The sequence below is a fragment of the Propioniciclava sp. genome, from assembly GCF_047602245.1.
In the GTDB taxonomy this organism is placed as follows: Bacteria; Actinomycetota; Actinomycetes; order Propionibacteriales; family Propionibacteriaceae; genus Propioniciclava.
In genome coordinates this window covers 3,433,236-3,453,768 of the sequence record NZ_JASGHT010000001.1, presented here as the reverse complement: position 1 = coordinate 3,453,768, position 20,533 = coordinate 3,433,236, and the positions used below count along the sequence as shown (strand labels likewise).

Genomic DNA, 20,533 nt, shown 5'->3' with positions numbered 1-20,533 from the left:
CGCCCGCCCCTGTCCGGGGTCCGGCGTGTCTTCTCACCTCACCTGAAAGTGACATCGTGCGACTGCCCCTGCCCCGACCGGAGGATTCTTCGCGCCTGGGCGCCCACATGGTCGACGGTGGCACCCGGTTCTCCTTGTGGGCGCCGCGTGCGACCCGGGTTCAGGTGGCGCTGGTCGGCACCGACCGCCGCCAGACGAACCACGATCTGACCCACCACAGCGACGGCGTCTGGACCGTCGTCGTGCCCGGCGTCACCGAGGGTCAGCGGTACGGCTACCGCGTGCACGGCCCGTGGAGTCCCGAGACCGGTCAGCGGTTTAACTCATCAAAGCTGCTGATCGACCCGTACGCCCGCGCGATCACCGGCGGCGTCGACTACTCCGGCCCGATCAGCGACCACACCCCCGAATCGAACTACAAGCCGGACCCGCGCGACTCGTCCCCGTCGGTGCCGCTCAGCGTCGTGGTCGCCGACAGCCCGCCGCCGCGTCCGCTCGCCGTCAAGCCTCGGCTGGAGGATCTCGTCGTCTACGAGACCCACCTGAAGGGCTACACCCAACTGCATCCGGCCGTGCCCGAGCACATGCGCGGCACCTACGCCGGCATGGCCTACCCGGCGGTGATCGAGCACCTCACCTCGCTCGGCGTCAACGCGGTGGAGTTCCTGCCGCTGCATCACTTCATCTCCGAGCCGTTCGCGATCGGTAAGGGCCTGGTCAACTACTGGGGCTACAACACGCTGGGCTATTTCGCGCCGCACGCGCCCTACTCCAGTTCGGGCACGCTGGGCCAGCAGGTCGCCGAGTTCAAGCAGATGGTCTCCGATCTGCACGAGGCCGGCATCGCCGTCATCTTGGATGTGGTCTACAACCACACCGCCGAGGGCGGGCACGACGGGCCGACACTGAGCTTCCGCGGCATCGACCATGCCGGCTACTACCGGCTCACCTCCGATCTGCGCAACGACTACGACGTGACCGGCTGCGGCAACGCGGTCGACACCTCCGTCGACGGCGTCCTCGACCTGATCATCGACTCGCTGCGCTACTGGGTCACCGAGATGGGCGTGGACGGCTTCCGCTTCGACCTGTGCACCACGCTGATCCGCGACGACAACCACCACGTGCAGCAGGATCACGCCTTTAAGGCGCGGGTCGCCGACGATCCGGTGTTGTCGCAAGCGATCTTGATCACCGAACCCTGGGACATCGGTCCCTACGGCTACCAGGTAGGCCGGTGGGGCCGTGGCTGGTCGGAGTGGAACGACCGCTTCCGCGGCTTCACCCGCGACTTCTGGCGCGGCGCCGTCCACGGCGTCGAGGAGTTGGCCACCCGACTCGCGGGTTCGGCCGACATCTTCGATCACGACGGACGCCCGGCGACCAGTTCGATCAACTTCGTCACCGCCCACGACGGCTTCACCATGCGCGATGTGGTCACCTACGACCTCAAGCACAACGAGGCCAACGGCGAGCGCAACCGCGACGGCGCCGACGACAACCGGTCCTGGAACCACGGCGCCGAGGGCGAGACCGACGATGCCGAGATCAACGCCGCCCGCCGGCGCACCATCCGCAACATGATGGCGACCCTGCTGCTGTCCACCGGAACCCCGATGGTGCTCGCCGGCGACGAGATGGGCCGCACCCAGCAGGGCAACAACAACGCCTACTGCCAGGACTCCCCGATCTCGTGGGTGAACTGGACCGCCACCGAGGACTGGAACGACCTCACCGAACTCACCCGCACCCTGCTGGCGTTGCGTGCGACGCATCCGGTGCTGCGCCCGGCGAGTTTCCGCCGCCGGGTCGAGGTGCTGGACGCCGACGGCGAAGGCCTGGGCCGCACCGAGTCGGCGTGGTTCTCCGAGCACGGCACCGAGATGACCATAGGTGAGTGGCACGACGGCGGACGCCGCACCCTCGGCATGTACCTCAGCGACGCCGACGACACCCTCTACGTGCTCTTCCATGCCAGCGCCGAGCCGGTGGTCGCCACCCTGCCCGGCCCGCCGTGGGCGTCCGGCTACGAAATCCTGGCGCACACCGGCGAACCGGACGAGTTCCCCCAGTCGACTCTGGTGCCCGGCGCCCGCCTGCCGATCCCTGGACGGACCGTCGTGGTGATGAGAGGCCTGGACGATCCGGGTGCATCGGACGTGACCGTGCAGTAGCGTGTGCGGCGTGACGCAGAGCAATCAGACCACGCCCCACGCCACCTCGACCACGGACGCCGTCGTCCCCGTCGACCTCTCCGCGACCAAGACGGTCGTACGAGGAATCGGTCGGATTCCGGTCGTCAAGGTGTCCCCGGTGATCGAGGGCGGCGCCTATGCCGCCAAGGCGACGGTGGGCGAACTCCTCCCCATCCGCGCCAAGGTGTTCCGCGAAGGCCATGACGCCGTCAACGCCTCGGTGATCCTCACCGATCCCGAGGGCCGTGAGACCCGCCACGACATGACCCCGCTGGCCCCGCGCGGGCTGGATCCGTGGGAAGCGTGGGTGCGGTTCGATGCCGAAGGCGCCTGGACGTTCCGCGTCGAAGGCTGGTCGGACCCGTGGGGTACCTGGCTGCACAACGCGCAGGCCAAGCTTCCGGCGGGCGTCGACATCGAACTGGTCTGCCTGGAAGGCCGCGACCTGTTCGAGCGCACCGCCAAGGCCGCGGACGCCGCCGGCGACCCGATCGAGGCGTCCATCCTGCGCGCCACCGCGCAGCTGCTGATCCCCGAGCGCCCGGCCGAAGACCTGCTCGACGTCGCCAACGGCACCGGCCTGGCCAAGGCGATGCGCAAGTACGGCCCCCGCGAACTGGTCTCCCCGACTGCCGATTTCCCGATCTTCGTCGACCGCAAGCAGGCGCTGTTCGCGTCCTGGTACGAGTTCTTCCCGCGCAGCGAGGGCGCGAGCTACGACGCCGCGACCGACACCTGGACCTCCGGCACCTTCGACAGCTGCCACCGCCGCCTGGAGGAGATCGCGGCGATGGGCTTCGACGTGGTCTACTTCCCGCCGGTCCACCCGATCGGCAGCGCGTTCAAGAAGGGCAAGAACAACACCCTCGACGCGACCGACAAGGACCCGGGCTCGCCGTGGGCGGTCGGCAGCGCCGACGGCGGTCACGACGCGATCCATCCCGATCTGGGCGACTGGGAGAGCTTCGACCGTCTCGTCGCGAAGGCCCGCGAACTCGGCCTGGAGATCGCGCTCGACTTCGCGCTGCAGGCCTCCCCGGACCACCCGTGGGTGACCGAGCATCCGGAATGGTTCACCACCCGCATCGACGGCACCATCGCCTACGCGGAGAACCCGCCGAAGAAGTACCAGGACATCTACCCGATCAACTTCGACAACGATCCCGAGGGCATCTACAACGAGGTGCTGCGCATCCTGCGGCTGTGGATGGACCACGGTGTGCGGATCTTCCGTGTCGACAACCCGCACACCAAGCCGGTGCAGTTCTGGGGCTGGGTCTTCGACCAGATCCGCGCCACCGATCCGGACGTGATCTTCTTCGCCGAGGCGTTCACCAAGCCCGAGATGATGCACGCACTCGGCAAGGTCGGCTTCCACACCTCGTACACCTACTTCACCTGGCGGGTCAGCAAGGCGGAGATCGAGGAGTACATGTACGAGCTCTCCCGCGACATGGACTCGTTCTACCGGCCGAACTTCTTCGTCAACACCCCCGACATCCTGCCCTTCCACCTGCAGTCGGGGAACCCGTCGATCTTCGCGATCCGCGCCATCCTGGCCGCGATGCTGTCGCCGGCCTGGGGCGTCTACTCCGGCTTCGAGCTGTTCGAGTACCAGCCGCTCGCACCGGGACGCGAGGAGTACCTCAACTCCGAGAAGTACGAGTTCCGGCCGCGCGACTTCAACGCCCAGCCCAACCTCAACGTGCTGATGGGACGCCTCAACGAGATCCGGCACGCGCACCCGGCGCTGCAGCAGTTGCGCCAGATCGACTTCCATGTCGCGCTGGACGATCAGCTGATCGCGTTCAGCAAGGTCGACGGTGACGACAAGATCGTGGTGATCTGCTCGCTCGATCCCGACAACACCATCGAGACCGAGGTGCACCTCGACCTGACCAAGCTGGGCCTGCCCGCCGACGCTCCGCTGCCGGTGCGCGACGAGCTGACCGGGGCCACCTTCACCTGGGGAGCACGCAACTTCGTCCGGCTGAGTCCCGCCCAACCCGCGCACATCCTGGCGGTGCTGTAGGGACCGGCGGTTCCCGTGAACGAGGAGCTCGACGGCGCCTGGATGCGCCACCTGGAATCGGTTCGCTGGTTCGGCGGTAAGGGCGCCGGCGCGCACATCGTGCGCCGGGATGCCCTGCCCGCCCACACCGCTGAAGGCGCGTGGCCGCGGGTGCGCAGCGAGATCGCCACGCTCGCCTACCCCGACGGCCACCAGGAGTACTACCACCTGCTGGTCGCGCACCGGCCCTCGGACGTCCCGGCGGGCGCCGTGGTGCTGGGCACCAGTACGGACGCCGACGGCGCACCGGTGCAGGTCATCGACGCCACCACCGACGCCGAGGCGCTCACCGCGTTCGTCGCAGCCACCATGCCCGCCTTCGCCGGCCGCCCGGTCGGCGTGTGGTCCGGCGAGCAGTCCAACACCACCCTGACCCTGGGTGAGGGCGACCTGTACAAGGTCTTCCGGCGCATCGAGCCGGGCCCGAACCTGGAGACCGAGGTGCTGATGGCGCTGGCCGGTGGCCCAGTGCCGCAGGTGCGCGGACGCCTGGTCGGCGACTGGCCGGCCGGAACCGGCACCGACCTGGGCATCGTGATGGAGCGCATTCCCGGTGCGGTCGACGGCTGGGAGCTCGCCACCGCCGCCTGCCGCGCAGGCGAGGACTTCTCGCCCCGCGCCCAGGCGCTCGGCGAGGCGCTGCGCCGCACGCACACCCGGCTGGCCGAGGCCTTCGGCGTCCGTGAGGCGAGCGGCGACGCGATCGCCGAGCTGATGAGCGCACGCCTGGACGCCGCGGTGGCCGCCGCACCCGGGCTCGCCGAACATGCCGCACCGCTGCGCGCGGCCTTCGACGGCGTCCGCGGCCGCACCCTGGCCGTGCAGCGGGTGCACGGCGATTTCCATCTCGGCCAGACCCTCGACTCACCCGCGGGGTGGACGCTGATCGATTTTGAGGGGGAACCGGCCAAGACGGCCGCCGAGCGGCGCGCGTTCGACTCCCCCTGGCGTGACGTGGCGGGCATGGTGCGGTCCTTCGACTACGCCCGCAGCGCGCACGACGACCCCGCTTCGGCAGAAGCCATCGGTTGGGCCGATCTCTCCCGCGAAGCCTTCGTGGCGGGCTACTGTGGTCCCCACACCCCGGACGACGTGCTCCGGGCGTACATGATCGACAAGGCTGTCTACGAAGTGGTGTACGAAGTGCGCAACCGACCCGACTGGGTGTCCATCCCGATGAGGGCCATTCACGAGGCCGCGGGCACCCCCACGTCCTCCCACACCGACAAGGAGTAACCATGGCACACGACCCGTTCGGCGGATTGGCCGGCTGGGATCTGGAAGGATTCCACAACGGCGGCGACACCGAGCTGTGGAAGCGCCTCGGCGCCCACGTCGTGACGATTCACGACGACGAGCGCGGCGAGATCACCGGCACCCGGTTCACCGTGTGGGCGCCGAACGCCCGCGAGGTGCGCATCAACGCCGACTTCAACTGGTGGACCGGCGACGTGATGCAGCTCATCCCCGGCACCGGCGTGTGGGGCACCTTCGTGGAGGGCGTCGGCGACGGCACCCTGTACAAGTTCAACATCCTGGGCGCGGACGGCCAGTGGCACGAGAAGGTCGACCCGATGGCCTTCTTCGCCGAGCAGGCGCCGGCCAACAGCTCCATCGTCTACACCAGCCAGTTCGGCTGGGGCGACGACGAGTGGATGGAAAAGCGCAAGAGCCGCAACTTCCAAAACGAGCCGATGAGCATCTATGAAGTGCATCTGGGCAGCTGGCGCAAGGGCAAGACCTATCTCGAGCTCGCCGACGAACTCGTCGAATACGTCACCTGGCAGGGCTACACCCATGTGGAGTTCATGCCGGTCACCGAGCATCCCTTCGAGCCGTCGTGGGGCTACCAGGTCACCAACTACTTCGCGCCGCAGTCGCGGCTGGGGCGTCCCGACGAACTGCGCTATCTGATCGACCGGCTGCACCAGGCCGGCGTCGGCGTCATCCTCGACTGGGTGCCCGGCCACTTCCCCAAGGACGCCTTCGCGCTGGGCCGCTTCGACGGCACCGCCCTGTACGAGCACGCCGACCCGCGCCAGGGCGAGCACATGGACTGGGGCACCTACATCTTCAACTACGGCCGCAACGAGGTGAAGAGCTTCCTGGTCTCCAACGCGCTGTACTGGGTGACCGAGTTCCACATCGACGCGTTGCGCGTCGACGCGGTGGCGTCCATGCTCTACCTCGACTACAGCCGCGAGGACGGCCAGTGGGTGCCGAACGAGTTCGGCGGCAACCACAACCTGGAGGCGATCGACTTCCTGCGCTATGTGAACCGGCACCTGTACGAGCGCGTGCCTGGTGTCACCATGATCGCCGAGGAGTCCACCTCGTTCGGCGGGGTGACCCAGCCCACCAACCTGGGCGGTCTCGGTTTCGGCTTCAAGTGGAATATGGGCTGGATGAACGACTCGCTGCGCTACCTGGCGCTCGAGCCGGTCTACCGCCAGTGGCATCACCACGAGATGACGTTCGCGATGGTCTACCAGTACAGCGAGAACTTCGTGCTGCCGATCAGCCACGACGAGGTCGTGCACGGCAAGGGGTCGATGATCAACAAGATCCCCCAGGACGCCTGGCGCCAGTTCGCGACGCTGCGTGCGTTCTACAGCTTCATGTGGGCGTTCCCGGGCAAGCAGCTGCTGTTCATGGGCCAGGAGTTCGGCCAGCGCTCGGAGTTCAACGAGGCGGTCAGCCTGGAGTGGTGGGTCTCGGATCTGTGGGGCCACCACGGCCTGCAGCGCCTGGTGAAGGACCTCAACGAGCTCTACGTGGCGCATCCGGCCCTGTGGAAGCTCGACAACGACCCGGTCGGGTTCCAGTGGATCAACGCCGATGACGCCGCCCGGAACACCTACAGCTGGGTGCGCCGCGACGGCGAGGGCCAGCAGATCGCCGTGATCGTCAACTACAGCTCCGAGCCGTGGTACGACTACGAGATCGGCCTGCCCGCGACCGGCCGCTGGACCGAGATCTTCAACTCGGACTCGACCCACTACGACGGCTCCGGCATCGGCAACTTCGGCGGCGTGGACGCCGTCGAGGGCGAGTGGGGCGCATTCCCCGCCCGCGCCACCGTGCAGGTGCCGCCGCTGGGCGCGGTGTTCTTCCGTCTGGACGCCGAGGAGGAGGCCGCCGAGGCGTCCGCCGACGAGGCGATCGAGGAGGCCTCTGCCTGACGCCTCTCCGTACCGGACCGAAAGGGACCCGGGGACTCTCACGAGTTCCCAGGCCCCTTTCGGCGTCGTTGCGCCGGCGGATCAGAACAGGGCGCTCATCAGGGCGCGGCGGGCGGTGAGGACGGCCGGGTCGGTGGGTCCGATCGTCTCGAACAGTTCCAGCAGGCGGACGCGGACCCTCTCGCGCTCCTCCCCCGTCGTCTGGCGGATCAGCTCCACCAGGCGGGCGAAGGCGGCGTCGACGTTGCCGGCGGCCAGCTCCAGGTCGGCCATGGCGAGGTTGGCGTCCACGTCGTACACGTCGAAGGCCAGGGCGGAGCGGACGGCGTCCGGATCACCGGTGGTGACCCGCTGGATCAGCCGGGCCTGCGCGCGCCCGGCGGACGCCTCGGTGTCGGCGGGGTTGGCGGCCAGCAGCTTGTCGAACTCCGCGATGGCGGTCTCGTAGTCGCCGCGTTCCAGCGCCGCGTCGGCCGCCTCGAAGCGCGGGTCGGGCCCGTCGGTGGCCGCGGCGTCCGGCACCACCGGCTGGGCGCGCCCGGCGATGCCCTGCTGGTGGGACAAGGCCACCAGCTGATCGATGACCGCCTTCACCTGCGCCTTGTCGGCGGTGCCCTGGAACAGCGGGGCGAGCTGTCCGCCGACGATGCCGATCACCATCGGCACGCCCTGCACCTGCAGCGCCTGCGCGATGCCCTGGGCCTGGTCGACATCGACCCGAACCAACAGCCAGGCGCCGGCAGCCTCGTTGGCGAGGTCCTTCAGGTCGGCTGACAGCTGCGCGGCCGACGGGGCCCGCGGAGACCAGAACTCGACGACGATGGGGTGCTGCATCGACAACCCCAGGTAGGACTCGAAGGTGCGGTCGTCCGCCTCGACCCACCACACCGCGCCGGCGGGCGCCGGCGGTGCGGGCTTGAGTGCGGACAGATCGATGGCTCCACCACGGAACGGCACAGACGTCATGGCACCATTCTTCCACCCCGCACGCGCGTCGTCGTGGCGGACGGATCGGACGCAAGACGGGACGGCGGGGTGCGGAGCCCCCCGCCAGGGGGCAAGATGGGGCGCATGGTTCACGCACGCGCCGGGCAGCCCGCACTGCCGGAAGATCTCATCAACGTCGACGAAGTCCTCGCGGCCTACTACGACCTCGTCCCCGATCCCACCAATCCCGATCAGATGGTCGTCTTCGGCACGTCCGGCCATCGCGGCAGCTCGCTGAACACCGCGTTCAACGAGGCCCATATCGCCGCCACCACCCAAGCGATCGTGGAGTACCGCGCGGCGCAAGGTGTCACCGGCCCGCTGTTCATCGGCAAGGACACCCACGGCCTGTCGCTTCCGGCCTGGAAGACCGCCCTGGAAGTGCTGCACGCCAACGGCGTCGACGTCCGCGCCGAGCGCGACGACGAGTACACGCCGACCCCGGCCGTGTCTCGCGCGATCATCGTCTACAACCGCGACCATTCCGGCCCGCGCGCCGACGGCATCGTGGTGACCCCGTCGCACAACCCGCCCACCGACGGCGGCTTCAAGTACAACCCGCCGCACGGCGGCCCGGCGGACTCCGACGCCACTTCGGTGATCGCGGCCCGCGCCAACGAGTTGATGGCCGACTGGCGCTCGATCAAGCGTTCGCCGTATGAGAAGATCGCCGGCGAGATCACCCGCCACGACTACCGGACGCCGTACTGCGCCGACCTCGCCAACGTGATCAATCTCGACGCGATCCGCGCCGCCGGGCTGAACATCGGTGCGGACGCCATGGGTGGTGCGGCCGTCCAGTACTGGGAGTACATCGCCGACACACTCAACCTGGGCCTGACCGCGATCAACCGCACCGTCAACCCGGCCTGGCCGTTCATGACGCTGGACTGGGACGGCAAGATCCGGATGGACTGCTCCAGCCCGTACGCGATGGCCTCGCTGATCAACAACAAGGACGCCTACGACCTGTCCACCGGCAACGACGCCGACTCCGACCGGCACGGCATCGTCACCCCGGACGCCGGCCTGATGAACCCCAACCACTACCTCGCCGTGGCGATCCAGTACCTGTTCAGCCACCGCGACGGCTGGGATCCGGCCGCCGGCATCGGCAAGACCTTGGTGTCCAGCTCGATGATCGACAACGTGGCCAAGAAGATCAACAAGACACTGGTCGAGGTGCCGGTGGGCTTCAAGTGGTTCGTGCCCGGCCTGTCCGACGGCTCGATCGGTTTCGGCGGCGAGGAGTCGGCAGGCGCGTCCTTCCTCACCCTCGACGGCAAGACCTGGACGACCGACAAGGACGGCATCATCCTCGATCTGCTGGCCTCGGAGATCCTCGCCGTCACCGGCAAGACGCCCTCGCAGCATTACGCGGATCTGGAGGCCGAGTTCGGCTCCACCGCGTACGCCCGGGTGGACGCCCCCGCCAACCGCGCGCAAAAGGCGAAGCTGGGCAAGCTCTCGCCCGAGGACGTCACCGCCACCGAGCTGGCCGGCGAGGCGATCGTGGCCAAGATGACCAACGCTCCCGGCAACAACGCCGCGATCGGTGGCCTGAAGGTCGTCACCGAGAACGCCTGGTTCGCGGCGCGCCCGTCCGGCACCGAGGACGTCTACAAGATCTACGCCGAGTCCTTCAAGGGCCCCGAGCACCTCGCCCAGGTGCAAGCCGAGGCCAAGGAGGTCGTGGACGCCGTCCTGTCCTGACCCCTGACGCGACGAATCCGGCGCGCCTGGGGGCGCCGGATTCGTGCTGTCCGGGTTCGTGCTGTCCGAGGAGGTCAGACGCCGTCAGGGTCCTCATCGTCGTCGGGAGCCTTCATCCGCGCGCGCAGGCCGGCGCGCTGGATGACCCGCTGGATGGTGAGGTCGTGGCGCTCGATGTCGGGCACATAGTTGATGTTCTTCAGGCCCTGGTCCTGGGCGGCCGACTCGAAGATGAAGTGCCCGTAGCCGAGCAACTGGCCGATGAAGGGCTGCCGCACCGAGATGTCGAGGATGCGCGCGATCGGCATGGTGGCCATGTGCTGATCGATGATGCCCCGGACCCGGAACACCCGCATATTGGTGATCACGAACCGGGTCATGAAAAGCGAGTGGATGCGATAGAAGCCGTAGCCACCCAGGCCTAGGCCGAGGACCAGGCCGAGCCACCAGACCGGGCCCAGCACCGGCATCGCGGCAAAGCAGAGCATGCCCGCGATCACGATCAGCACGGGCACGACGTTCGTGATCCAATGCGGGCTCACCTCGTCGACGATGAACTCGCCCTCGTCGACGAGCATCCGGCGCGAGACCTCCGGGCGCCAGAAGCGGGTCAGGATGCCCATCGGCTCGGCCCTGCTACTTGGCCAGCGACTCGAAGAAGCGCCCGATCGATTCGAAGATGCCGAAGATGGTCTTCACGAAACCGGCCGCGGATTCCGGGCGCGTGTAGAGCATGTAGATGGCGAACATAATGACCAGGGCGATCAGGATCGTGCGGATCCATTTCTCCATTGTGTGTGCCTCCAGGGGGAAGTCTGGTGTCGACGATACCTGCTCAGTCTGCCGCACGCGAGACGCGGACGCGCGCAGGCCGCGCCGCGCGAACACGCGGCGCCAGCGTCCGGCCCTACTTTCGCACCGATTCCCGCTCGCCGCACGTCTGGTCGTGCCAGGGTTGAGGCATGAACAATTCCGACCTTTTCGTGTGCATCGACCACGTCGGCTACGCCGTCCCCAACCTGGACGACGCCATCAAGCTCCACTGTGAGGTCTTCGGCTGGCGGGTGCTGCACCGCGAGACCAACGAGGAGCAGGGCGTCGAGGAGGCCATGCTCGGCACCGGCGACCAGCATTCCGAGAACGCGCAGATCCAGCTGCTCGCGCCGCTGAACCCTGCCTCCACCATCGCGAAGTGGCTGGAGCGCAACGGCGGACGCGGCGGCGTCCAGCAGGTGGCCTACCGCGTCCATGACATCGATGCGGTCTCGGCCACGCTGCGCGAGCGCGGCGTGACCCTGCTCTACGACGAGCCGAAGATCGGCACGGGCGGCTCCCGAATCCAGTTCGCGCATCCGAAGAGCACCGGCGGCATCCTGCTCGAGATCGTCGAGCCTGCCCAGGGCGCCGCGCACTGACGCCACCCCCGCCGACAGGCCCTTCGGATTTCACTCTCGGAGGGCCTGTCGGCGCGCCGGGGATGCTCCGCGCGGAGTAGCATCGACGTGCCAACCCCCGGAGCGGCACGAGCCTGTGAGAGGACGCAGCGGTGACAGACGAGCACGACACCCATGGCCTGGATTTGTTCGACGAGACGGCCAGTGCCGTCCGCGGATTCCCCAACGCCATGCTCGGCTATGACAAAAAGGCCGTCGATGACTACATCCGCGATGTCGAGCGCCAGCTCGCTCTCGCCAAGCACCAACTGCGTGCGGTGCAGCGCGAGCTCACCGCGGCGAACCTCCGCGTCGATGACACCGACTTCAGCAAGCTCGGCGCCCACACCGCGAATCTGATCAAGGTGGCCGAGGCCCAGGCCGGCGAGATGATCCAGAATGCGCACAATCGGGCCGAGGAACTGCTCGCGCAGGCGCGCACCGAGGCCGAGCGCACCCGGCTGGACGCCGCGCAGACCACCGAGGCCGCCCGCCAGGAGGGCCTCGCCTCGATCAAGGTGCTGCGCGTCCAGCTCGAGGAGCAGACCAGCCGCGAACTTGAAGCCGCCCGCACCGAGGCCGAGGGTCTGCGCCAGGCCGCCGACGAGCACGGCGCCACGGTGCTCGCCGAGGCGCGTCAGCGGGCGTCCGCCGCCCTCGACGCCGCCCGCCGCGAAGCCGAGGCCGTGCGCGAGGCCGCCGAGGCGGACGCCGCCGCGACCCGTTCGGCCGCCGCCGCCGAGCGCGAGGAACGCCTGCGCCAACTGCACGCCGAGCAGCAGGTCATCACCGAGGAATTCGGCCAGGCGCTGGCATCGGCTAAGGAGCGGTCGGCGCGGCTTCAGGAGGCGCTGGCCGAGGCCTCGCGCGAGCTGCGCTCCCGCCAGCAGGCCGCCTACGCCGAGGCCGAGGACATCAAAGCGGCCGCCATCGCGGAGGCGTCCGGCATTGTCGGCGAGGCACGCACCCAGGCCGAGACGTTGCTCGCCGAGACCGACAGCGAACTGGCCCAGCGCAACGAGAAGCTCAAGCGCGAACACCGGCAGTTGCGCCAGCGCAAGCGCGCGCTGCTCACCCAGCTCGAGCAGCTGTCCAGCCTCGCCACCCAGACCGCAGACGAGTTCCCCGAGGACGAGTTGACCGGTCCCATCCCGGACGCCCTGGCCGATGAGCCGGCCCCGGGCCGGCCGCCGGCGAATCCACCGACGACCAGCCCGACGGTGAGGAACGGGACGAGTCGTGACCGGTGACGCCTCGTTGGACGCCGACGACGGGGCACAGCGAGATTCTCCGCGCGAGGAGGCGCCCGCGTCGCCGGCGTCCTCACCGCGGCCCCGGCCGGGCACCCCGGGTTCGGCCGCGACGCCTCCGACGGTGTCGGCTGAACCGCGCCGGTGGTGGCGTAAGCTACGCCGCACCTCCTCGCAGCTGACCCCGGCCGATCCTGAACTCCCCCAGGTGGTGGAGGCTCCAGGCCCGGTGAGCCTGCTCTATCGCTCGCCCTTCCAGATCGGGTTCCTGATCACCATGGGCGGCTTGGTCGCGTTCGGCCTGCTGGCGGCGCTGGCGGCGCTGCAGAGCGTGCTCGTGCTCGGCCTGCTGTCGCTGTACCTGGCGCTCGGCCTGAGCCCGTTGGTGGACTCCCTGCACCGCAGCGGGCTCCGGCGCGGATTCGCGGTGGCCCTGGTAGCGGTCGGCCTGCTCGTGCTCATCGCGCTGGGTGCCTGGGCCGTCCTGCCGGTGCTCACCGAGCAGGTGAACATCACGGTGCAGAACACCGCCGCCTACCTGCAGACGCTGCGGGAGAACCCGCAGGTGGCCGGGCTGGACGGCCAGTTCGATCTGCTCAACCGGGTGACCAGCGTGATGACCTCGGGCGCCTGGATCGAGGGCCTGTTCGGCGGCATCTTGGGCGCCTCGATGGCGATCGCGAACATCGTGTTCAGTCTCGTCGTGACGCTGGTGCTCACCTTGTGGTTCCTCGCCTCGCTGCCCTCGATCAAGGACACCATCTACCAGCTGGCGCCCGCCTCGAGGCGTCCACGGGCCAAATACCTGGCCAACGAGGTGTTCCGCCGGATCAGCGGCTACATGTCGGGGTTGTTCACCATCGTCGTGCTCGCCAGCGGTTCGGCTTTCCTGTTCCTGAACGTGGTCGGTCTGGGGCCGTACTCGCTGGCGCTCAGCGTCGTGGTGGCGCTGTTCGCGTTCATCCCGATCGTCGGGCCCACCTTGTCGATGCTGATCGTGTCACTGGTCGCCTTCTCCAACAACACCACGATCGGCATCGTGACCCTGGTGTTCTTCATCGTCTACCAGCAGCTGGACGCCTACCTGCTGCAGCCACGCGTCTTCCAGCGCTCGGTGAACGTGCCCGGCCCGCTGATCGTGCTCGCGGCCATCTCTGGCGGCGTCCTGTTCGGCATCGCGGGCGCGCTGCTCGCCATCCCGACGGTCGCCTCGCTGCTGCTGCTCTACCGCGAGGTCGTCATCCCCGCGCTCGACCGCGCCTGAGCGGCGCCGACCGCCGGCTCAGAACAGACGATCCTCGGCGTTGTCGAGGCCACGCAGGGCGTCGTAGTCCACCGTCACGCAGGTGATGCCGCGCGAGGCGGCCAGCACACGCGCCTGCGGCTTGATCTGCTGGGCGGCGAACACCCCGCTCACCGGGCGCAGCAGCGGGTCGGCGTTCATCAGCTCCAGGTAGCGGGTGAGCTGCTCCACGCCGTCGATCTCGCCGCGGCGCTTCACCTCGACGGCCACATGGCCGCCGGCGGCGTCGCGCAGCAGCAGGTCGACCGGACCGATGGCGGTCATGTACTCCCGGCGCACCAGCGTCCAGCCTTCCCCGAAGGTCCCAGGGTTCTCGGCGAGCAGCACCTGCAGATGGGCCTCCACGCCGTCCTTGACCAGGCCCGGATCGACACCGAGTTCGTGGGAGGAGTCGTGCAGCACCTCGGCCACCGAGATCAGCAAGGTGTCGCCGTCCTTGTTCGCGACCGTCCAGACCTGCTCCAGGCCGGCCTCGTCGGCCTCGCCCGGATCGGCCTGGCGCATCACGACGGTGCACGGCGGGTTCATCCAGTTCAGCGGCTTGTAGGCACGGTCGTCGGCATGGATCGAGATCGAACCATCAGCCTTGAGCAGGATCAGCCGCGGCGCCATCGGGAGATGCGCGGACAGCCGCCCCGCGTAGTCGACCTGGCAGCGGGCAATCATGAGACGCACCCGCGGAACCCTACCGTCTAAACTCGTCGAATGGCCCGACGTCCCAGCAAGCACCTGCGTCCACCCCGGCCGCTGCCGGCCTCGTTCGGTCAGGTGCAGGGCAAGACCGACGGCGCCTGGGTGGTCCAGTCGCTGTCCGCGGGGCGTACCGAAAAGACGTATCTGTGCCCGGGCTGCCACCAGCCGATCGCGGTGGGCGCACCCCAGATCGTCGCCTGGCCGCGGACACCGGCGATCGGCACTTCCTCCCCCGTCGAGGCGCGCCGGCATTGGCACACCTCCTGCTGGTCCCGGAGGCGCTGACCGTGGACCTGCATGTGACGCGCATCGGCGAGGGGACGCCGCGGGTCGCCTACCTGCACGGCCTGCTCGGCCAGGGCAAGAACCTGGCCACGATCGCGAAAGCCGTGGCCGGCGCCGAGCCGGGGCTGCTCTACGATCTGCCCAACCACGGCCGCAGCCCCTGGACAGATACCTTCGGCTACGCCGCCTGGGCGGACGCCGTCGCCGCCGACCTACGCGACCGCCTCGGTCCGGCCACCCCGATCAGCGTGTTCGGGCACTCGATGGGCGGCAAGACCGCGATGGCGCTGGCGCTGCGGCACCCGTCGCTGGTGCGCGGCCTGGTGGTGGCCGACATCGCCCCGGACAGTTCCAGCCACGGCTACGGCTTCGGGCGTCTGATCGGCTCGCTACGCACGCTGCCGCTGGAGCGGATCCAGACGCGTGCCGAGGCGGACACCGCACTCGCCACGTCCGTGCGCGAGCCGGGGGTGCGCGCCTTCCTGCTACAGAACCTGCACCGTGTGCCCGGGGGCGGCTGGCGCTGGCTGCCGAACCTCGCCCTGCTCGAGAAGGCGCTCCCCCAGATCAGCGGGTGGCCGGCCGGCCTCCGCGGCCCGTTTCCCCGCCCGGTGCTGTGGATGCGCGGCCGGGAGTCGGGGTATGTGACCGACGAGCACGTGCCCGCCATGCGCGCGCTGTTCCCGCATGCGCGGCTGATCACCGTCAAGAACGCCGGGCACTGGCTGCACGCCGACCAGCCCGAAGCGGTCGCGGGCGCGCTCGCGATGTACCTGACCAGTCTGCGACCGCAGCTCAGCCGCTGACCACCGAGGTGATCACGGTGGGCACGTTCGGGCGTCCGGTGCCGTCGGGGTAGCTGGCGTCGTGCCCCTGCTCGGCCCGCTGCGCGATCGCCTCGATGCCGGCGGTATCCATCCGCCCGAAGGCGGTGTATTGGGGCGGCAGCGGCGTGTCGGCGTACACCAGGAAGAACTGGCTTCCGTTGGTGTCGCGGCCGGAGTTGGCCATCGCGACCGTGCCGGCCGGATAGTCCTTGGTCTGTGCCAGTTCGTCGTTGAAGGCGTAGCCGGGGCCGCCACGGCCGGTGCCGGTCGGGTCACCGCACTGCAGGATGAAGATGCCCTGGGTCGACAGGCGGTGGCATTCGGTGCCGTTGAAATAGCCCTGCTGAGCCAGGCTCTCGAAGGAGTTCACCGTGCAGGGCGCCGCCGCACGGTCCAGTTCGACGCGCACCTGGGTGTCGCCCAGGTCGAGGGTCAGCGTCGCCGTCCCGGTGGCCGGCACGTCGGTGACCGGCGGCAGATCCACCGGCGTGGCCGGGGAGCCGCCCGGACGGTAGTCGCAGCGCACGGTGCCGTTGGCGGACACCCCACCGGTGGGTGGGCTGACGGCGCACCCGGCGAGCGCGAGCGCGAGGACGGCGGGAACGAGGCTCAGGCGGATCAGACTCACCGGACCAACGTCACATAAGCTGCCGTCATGGTCAATTTGACGCGGATCTACACCCGCACGGGCGACGCCGGATCGACACGGCTGTCGGATATGTCGCTGGCCCGCAAGACGGATCTGCGGGTCGCCGCCTACGGCGACGTCGACGAGGCGAATGCGGTCATCGGGCTCGCCGTCACCCTCGGCGGTCTTCCGGACGCCGTGGTCGAGGCGTTGCGCGAGGTGCAGAACGAGATGTTCGACCTCGGCGCCGACCTGTCGAACCCGCTGGTGGCCGAGCCGTCCTGGGAGCCGTTGCGGATCACCCAGGCCAGCATCGACCGGCTGGAGGCCTGGTGCGACGAGTTCGGTGAGGATCTCGGCGACCTGGTCAGCTTCATCCTGCCCGGCGGCACGCCCGGCGGCGCCTACCTGCATCAGGCTCGCACGGTCGTCCGCCGCGCCGAACGCGCCGCCTGGGCCGCGGCCGAGGCGTACGGCTTCGAGACCAGCACCGGTGAGGAGCCCGGGGGCGTCAACAAGCTGGCGATCACCTACCTGAACCGGCTCAGCGACCTGCTCTTCGTACTGGGCCGGGTCGCCAACGCCGAGGCCGGGGACGTGCTGTGGGTGCCGGGCAAGGATCGCGAGCCCGCCGGAGAGCGTGCGCAGCGCCAGCGCGCCAAGATCGAGCGCGCGCAGCGTCAGTAGCCGACGCGCTGGCTGTCGGGGCCGCCCGGTGGGCCGGCCTCGGTCCAGCTGCTGAACGCGGTCAGGTCGGGCCGCGACATGGCCAGCAGCAGGCCCTCGTGCGGGGCGCCGAGTTCGGCGATGTAGTGGCCTCGGTACAGCTCATCGGTTTCGTCGGCCCCCGGCGGGCGGACCTTCACCACATGGGTGTGCGCCCGCTCGAAACAGTAACGAGGGCGCACCGACAATCCGAACACGCGGAACCACTCGAAGGTGTCGTCACGGAACCGGGCGATACCCAGCGTCCACACCGGGCTGTCCGGACGCCGCAGCGAACACTGCAGCACGCGGCCGTGGCGGGACAGCCAGCGCCCGCGCAGCACCAGCCAAAAGATCGGGGTGAGCACGCAGACCAGGGCAACCAGGACCAGGATCGCGGTCCAGTTCCACCCCTCGGGCATGCTCACCCCGTCGCTTCGTCAGTGCTGCTCGGCCGCCCGGTGCGCCGCGCGTAGTTGGGCACGAGCACGATAGTAGTGCTGTCGCGTCTCCAAGCTGACATCGCCCGCGTCGAGAGCTTTGCGTGCCGCCGCATACTCGCGTTCGGCGTCGGTCAGCTTGATCTCACGAGCCATCCGGCCGTGGCCGGTGAGCACCGAGACCCGGTTCTCGTCGACGGCCAGGAAGCCGCCGTCGATCGCGATGATCTCGCGCACGCCGCCGTCCGCGCTGAGCACCTCCACCGCGCACGGCACCAGGCTGGCCAGGATCGGCTCGTGGTGGCGCAGGATGCCGATGTCGCCCTCGGTGGTCCGGGCGAGGAAGGACTCTGCCTCCCCCTCCCAGACGATGCCGTCCGCGGCGACGATCTCGACCCGCAGCGGGCTGGAGTCGAACGCCATGCTCAGCCTTCCTTCTGGATGCGGTCCCAGTTCTCCATGACCATGTCCATGCCGCCCACGTTGAAGAAGGCCTGCTCGGCGATGTGGTCGACCTCGCCGTTGCAGATCATCTTGAACGATTCGATGGTGTCGGCCAGCGGCACCGTGGAGCCCTCGATCTGGGTGAACTTGGTGGCCATGTAGGTGTTCTGGCTGAGGAACTGCTGGATGCGGCGCGCCCGGCCGACGATGATCTTGTCCTCTTCGGACAGCTCATCGACGCCCAGGATCGCGATGATGTCCTGGAGCTCCTTGTTGCGCTGCAGGATCTGCTTGACCCGGGTCGCGGTGTCGTAGTGATCCTGGCCCACGTACTGCGGATCGAGGATGCGCGAGGTCGAGGTCAGCGGGTCCACGGCCGGGTACAGGCCGCGGCTGGCGATGTCGCGGCTGAGCTCGGTGGTGGCGTCCAGGTGCGCGAAGGTGGTCGCCGGCGCCGGGTCGGTGTAGTCGTCGGCGGGCACGTAGATCGCCTGCATCGAGGTGATCGAGTGGCCGCGGGTCGAGGTGATCCGCTCCTGCAGCTGGCCCATCTCATCGGCCAGGTTCGGCTGGTAGCCCACCGCGGACGGCATCCGGCCCAGCAGCGTCGACACCTCCGAACCCGCCTGGGTGAAGCGGAAGATGTTGTCGATGAACAGCAGCACGTCCTGCTTCTGCACGTCGCGGAAGTACTCGGCCATGGTCAGGGCCGACAGCGCGACGCGCAGGCGGGTGCCCGGCGGCTCGTCCATCTGGCCGAACACCAAGGCGGTGTCCTTCATGACGCCGGCCTCGATCATCTCGTTGATCAGGTCGTTGCCCTCACGGGTGCGCTCGCCCACGCCGGCGAACACCGAGGTGCCGCCGAAGTTGTGCGCGATACGGAAGATCATCTCCTGGATGAGCACCGTCTTGCCGACGCCCGCGCCGCCGAACAGGCCGATCTTGCCGCCCTTGACGTAGGGGGTGAGCAGGTCGAGCACCTTGATGCCGGTCTCCAGCATCTCGGTCTTCGGCTCGAGCTCGTCGAACTTCGGGGCCGGACGGTGGATCGGCCAGCGCTCGGTGATCTCGACGCCGGAGATGTCCTCGTTGAGGCACTCGCCGGTCACGTTCCACACCCGGCCCTTGGTGGCGTCGCCCACCGGCACCGAGATCGGCGCGCCGGTGTCGAACACCTCGGTGCCGCGGCGCATGCCATCGGTGGGCTTGAGCGAGATGGCGCGCACGATGTTGTCGCCCACGTGCAGCGCGACCTCGGCGGTGATCTCGCGAGACAGCTCGCCGGCGTCGGAGATCTTGATCGTCAGCGCGTTCATGATGTCGGGCATCTGGTCGGCGGGGAACTCCACGTCCACCACCGGGCCGATGACGCGCGCGACGCGGCCCACACCGGTCGTGGTCGGATTCTCAGCAGTCAGGGTCATGGTTGCCTCTCTCGCCTCAGTCCTGGGCGCTCGCCTCGGCGAGCGCGCTGGCGCCACCGACGATCTCGGTAATTTCCTGGGTGATCTCGGCCTGACGCGCCTGGTTCGCCTCGCGGGTCAGGGATTCGATCAGTTGGTTGGCGTTGTCGGTCGCCGACTTCATGGCCCGCTGCTGGCTGGCCAGGATGGACGCGGCCGTCTGCAGCATGTAGAACCACACGCGGCTGCGGATGTACTGCGGCATGACCGCGTTCAGCACCGTGTCGGCGTCCGGTTCGAACTCGTACTGGGGAATGTGCCCCAACTCGTCGAGGGTGTGCACACCTTCGACGACCTCCAGCGGCAGCAGCCGGCGCACGCGCGGGGTCTGGGTGAGCATCGACTCCATCCGGGTGTAGACCGCGTGGATCTCGTCCACGCCGCCTTCCTCGTAGGGGGTCATGAACGCCTCCATCAGCACGTCCGCGATCTCTTGCGCATGCGCGTAGGTCGGCGCGTCGCTGAAACCCTCCCACGACTGGATCACCGGGATCTCGCGGAACTTGTGGTACGCGATGCCCTTGCGGCCGACCACGTACCGGCGGACTTCCACGCCCTGGGATTCCAGACGCGCGCGCATCCGCGCCGCCGTCTTGATCAGGTTCGTGTTGAACGCGCCGTTCATGCCCCGGTCGGAGGTGAACATCAGCAGCGCCGCACGGCGCGGCTGCTCCACATGCCTGGTCAGCGGATGGTCGACGCTGGCGTGCGTCGCCAGGGCCGACATCGCCCGGTTCAGCTCGCGGGTGTAGGGCAGCGCCCGGACGCCCGCCTGCTGCGCGCGGATCACCTTCGAGGCGGCGATGAGCTCCATCGCCTTGGTGATCTTCATGGTCGCCGACACCGACTTACGTCGCTGCCGAAGCTCCCTCAGACTCGACGCCATGCTCAGCCCTTCTTGGCCACGATCT

At 68.8% G+C, this 20,533-nt stretch carries 20 protein-coding genes; 11 read left to right on the top strand and 9 right to left on the bottom strand.

The genetic code is table 11. The annotated features are described in order from the left end of the window. Positions 1-56: 56 nt before the first annotated feature. The 4 genes from glgX to glgB all read left to right on the top strand — a co-directional run bounded on the left by glgX (position 57) and on the right by glgB (position 7,448). Entirely contained in the window at positions 57-2,174 is a 2,118-nt protein-coding gene (glgX, locus tag QM708_RS16295) for a glycogen debranching protein GlgX (RefSeq protein WP_415110974.1), read from the top strand. 106 nt (positions 2,175-2,280) lie between these two features. Continuing rightward, on the top strand, positions 2,281-4,227 hold the full coding sequence (locus QM708_RS16290) for an alpha-1,4-glucan--maltose-1-phosphate maltosyltransferase (protein ID WP_415111505.1): 1,947 nt from the start codon (positions 2,281-2,283) through the stop codon (positions 4,225-4,227). Positions 4,228-4,242: 15 nt separating this feature from the next. Continuing rightward, positions 4,243-5,502: a phosphotransferase gene (locus tag QM708_RS16285; RefSeq protein WP_415110971.1), complete on the top strand. Its 1,260-nt coding sequence runs from the start codon at positions 4,243-4,245 to the stop codon at positions 5,500-5,502. Positions 5,503-5,504: 2 nt separating this feature from the next. Next, positions 5,505-7,448 carry a 1,4-alpha-glucan branching protein GlgB gene (gene glgB, locus QM708_RS16280; protein WP_415110968.1) on the top strand — a complete coding sequence of 648 codons (1,944 nt, stop codon included), beginning with the start codon at positions 5,505-5,507 and terminating at the stop codon, positions 7,446-7,448. A gap of 81 nt (positions 7,449-7,529) precedes the next feature. Here the strand turns inward: glgB and QM708_RS16275 are convergent, their stop codons facing one another. Continuing rightward, entirely contained in the window at positions 7,530-8,414 is an 885-nt protein-coding gene (locus QM708_RS16275; protein ID WP_415110965.1) for a tetratricopeptide repeat protein, read from the bottom strand. A 105-nt stretch (positions 8,415-8,519) separates the two neighbouring features. On the opposite strand from QM708_RS16275, the gene pgm reads away from it, so the two are divergent. Beyond that, complete coding sequence (pgm, locus tag QM708_RS16270; RefSeq protein WP_415110962.1) at positions 8,520-10,148, top strand: phosphoglucomutase (alpha-D-glucose-1,6-bisphosphate-dependent); 1,629 nt, start codon at positions 8,520-8,522, stop codon at positions 10,146-10,148. Positions 10,149-10,222: 74 nt separating this feature from the next. On the opposite strand, the gene QM708_RS16265 is transcribed toward pgm, so the two are convergent. After that, positions 10,223-10,771 carry a PH domain-containing protein gene (locus tag QM708_RS16265; protein WP_415110959.1) on the bottom strand — a complete coding sequence of 183 codons (549 nt, stop codon included), beginning with the start codon at positions 10,769-10,771 and terminating at the stop codon, positions 10,223-10,225. Between the two features lie 13 nt (positions 10,772-10,784). Then, a complete protein-coding gene (locus QM708_RS16260) occupies positions 10,785-10,940 on the bottom strand; it encodes a hypothetical protein (protein ID WP_415110956.1) in 156 nt (51 codons plus the stop codon). A 170-nt stretch (positions 10,941-11,110) separates the two neighbouring features. On the opposite strand from QM708_RS16260, the gene mce reads away from it, so the two are divergent. From mce to QM708_RS16245, 3 genes are all read left to right on the top strand, one after another. Further along, positions 11,111-11,563 (top strand): methylmalonyl-CoA epimerase, encoded by a 453-nt coding sequence (mce, locus tag QM708_RS16255; protein ID WP_415110953.1) that lies wholly within the window; start codon positions 11,111-11,113, stop codon positions 11,561-11,563. 131 nt (positions 11,564-11,694) lie between these two features. After that, positions 11,695-12,831, top strand: coding sequence for a DivIVA domain-containing protein (locus tag QM708_RS16250; protein WP_415110950.1), 1,137 nt, complete (start codon positions 11,695-11,697; stop codon positions 12,829-12,831). Beyond that, positions 12,821-14,095, top strand: coding sequence for an AI-2E family transporter (locus QM708_RS16245; RefSeq protein ID WP_415110947.1), 1,275 nt, complete (start codon positions 12,821-12,823; stop codon positions 14,093-14,095). Before QM708_RS16250 ends, QM708_RS16245 begins: the two co-directional genes overlap by 11 nt. Before the next feature lie 18 nt (positions 14,096-14,113). Here QM708_RS16245 and nucS read toward each other — a convergent pair whose 3' ends face one another. Then, positions 14,114-14,809, bottom strand: coding sequence for an endonuclease NucS (nucS, locus tag QM708_RS16240; RefSeq protein ID WP_415110945.1), 696 nt, complete (start codon positions 14,807-14,809; stop codon positions 14,114-14,116). A 30-nt stretch (positions 14,810-14,839) separates the two neighbouring features. Here nucS and QM708_RS16235 point away from each other — a divergent pair, with 30 nt between their 5' ends. After that, a complete protein-coding gene (locus QM708_RS16235) occupies positions 14,840-15,112 on the top strand; it encodes a hypothetical protein (protein WP_415110942.1) in 273 nt (90 codons plus the stop codon). A gap of 2 nt (positions 15,113-15,114) precedes the next feature. After that, a complete protein-coding gene (locus QM708_RS16230) occupies positions 15,115-15,918 on the top strand; it encodes an alpha/beta fold hydrolase (RefSeq protein WP_415110939.1) in 804 nt (267 codons plus the stop codon). Here QM708_RS16230 and QM708_RS16225 read toward each other — a convergent pair. Beyond that, entirely contained in the window at positions 15,908-16,567 is a 660-nt protein-coding gene (locus QM708_RS16225; RefSeq protein WP_415110937.1) for a peptidylprolyl isomerase, read from the bottom strand. The two genes, QM708_RS16230 and QM708_RS16225, sit on opposite strands and share 11 nt — an antisense overlap. A 27-nt stretch (positions 16,568-16,594) precedes the next feature. Here QM708_RS16225 and QM708_RS16220 point away from each other — a divergent pair, with 27 nt between their 5' ends. Next, positions 16,595-17,254 (top strand): cob(I)yrinic acid a,c-diamide adenosyltransferase, encoded by a 660-nt coding sequence (locus QM708_RS16220; protein ID WP_415110934.1) that lies wholly within the window; start codon positions 16,595-16,597, stop codon positions 17,252-17,254. On the opposite strand, the gene QM708_RS16215 is transcribed toward QM708_RS16220, so the two are convergent. From QM708_RS16215 to QM708_RS16200, 4 genes are read right to left on the bottom strand one after another with little or no spacing between them, the layout of a single operon-like run. Next, on the bottom strand, positions 17,248-17,694 hold the full coding sequence (locus QM708_RS16215; RefSeq protein WP_415111503.1) for a DUF2550 domain-containing protein: 447 nt from the start codon (positions 17,692-17,694) through the stop codon (positions 17,248-17,250). The two genes, QM708_RS16220 and QM708_RS16215, sit on opposite strands and share 7 nt — an antisense overlap. A gap of 18 nt (positions 17,695-17,712) precedes the next feature. After that, positions 17,713-18,135: a F0F1 ATP synthase subunit epsilon gene (locus QM708_RS16210; protein WP_415110931.1), complete on the bottom strand. Its 423-nt coding sequence runs from the start codon at positions 18,133-18,135 to the stop codon at positions 17,713-17,715. 2 nt (positions 18,136-18,137) lie between these two features. Then, the gene (gene atpD / locus QM708_RS16205; RefSeq protein ID WP_415110928.1) at positions 18,138-19,583 is read right to left on the bottom strand and encodes a F0F1 ATP synthase subunit beta; all 1,446 of its coding nucleotides are present in this window, start codon (positions 19,581-19,583) and stop codon (positions 18,138-18,140) included. Positions 19,584-19,599: 16 nt separating this feature from the next. Then, positions 19,600-20,508: a F0F1 ATP synthase subunit gamma gene (locus QM708_RS16200; protein WP_415110925.1), complete on the bottom strand. Its 909-nt coding sequence runs from the start codon at positions 20,506-20,508 to the stop codon at positions 19,600-19,602. Positions 20,509-20,533 lie beyond the last annotated feature (25 nt).

What these genes read in the sequence shown, in the direction of transcription:
- atpD (WP_415110928.1), bottom strand. Translation starts at nt 19,583, where the DNA reads ATGACCCTGACTGCTGAGAATCCGACCACGACCGGTGTGGGCCGCGTC.
- QM708_RS16235 (WP_415110942.1), top strand. Translation starts at nt 14,840, where the DNA reads ATGGCCCGACGTCCCAGCAAGCACCTGCGTCCACCCCGGCCGCTGCCG.
- QM708_RS16210 (WP_415110931.1), bottom strand. Translation starts at nt 18,135, where the DNA reads ATGGCGTTCGACTCCAGCCCGCTGCGGGTCGAGATCGTCGCCGCGGAC.
- QM708_RS16200 (WP_415110925.1), bottom strand. Translation starts at nt 20,508, where the DNA reads ATGGCGTCGAGTCTGAGGGAGCTTCGGCAGCGACGTAAGTCGGTGTCG.
- QM708_RS16220 (WP_415110934.1), top strand. Translation starts at nt 16,595, where the DNA reads ATGGTCAATTTGACGCGGATCTACACCCGCACGGGCGACGCCGGATCG.
- pgm (WP_415110962.1), top strand. Translation starts at nt 8,520, where the DNA reads ATGGTTCACGCACGCGCCGGGCAGCCCGCACTGCCGGAAGATCTCATC.
- mce (WP_415110953.1), top strand. Translation starts at nt 11,111, where the DNA reads ATGAACAATTCCGACCTTTTCGTGTGCATCGACCACGTCGGCTACGCC.
- glgB (WP_415110968.1), top strand. Translation starts at nt 5,505, where the DNA reads ATGGCACACGACCCGTTCGGCGGATTGGCCGGCTGGGATCTGGAAGGA.
- QM708_RS16215 (WP_415111503.1), bottom strand. Translation starts at nt 17,694, where the DNA reads ATGCCCGAGGGGTGGAACTGGACCGCGATCCTGGTCCTGGTTGCCCTG.
- QM708_RS16265 (WP_415110959.1), bottom strand. Translation starts at nt 10,771, where the DNA reads ATGGGCATCCTGACCCGCTTCTGGCGCCCGGAGGTCTCGCGCCGGATG.
- QM708_RS16275 (WP_415110965.1), bottom strand. Translation starts at nt 8,414, where the DNA reads ATGACGTCTGTGCCGTTCCGTGGTGGAGCCATCGATCTGTCCGCACTC.
- QM708_RS16260 (WP_415110956.1), bottom strand. Translation starts at nt 10,940, where the DNA reads ATGGAGAAATGGATCCGCACGATCCTGATCGCCCTGGTCATTATGTTC.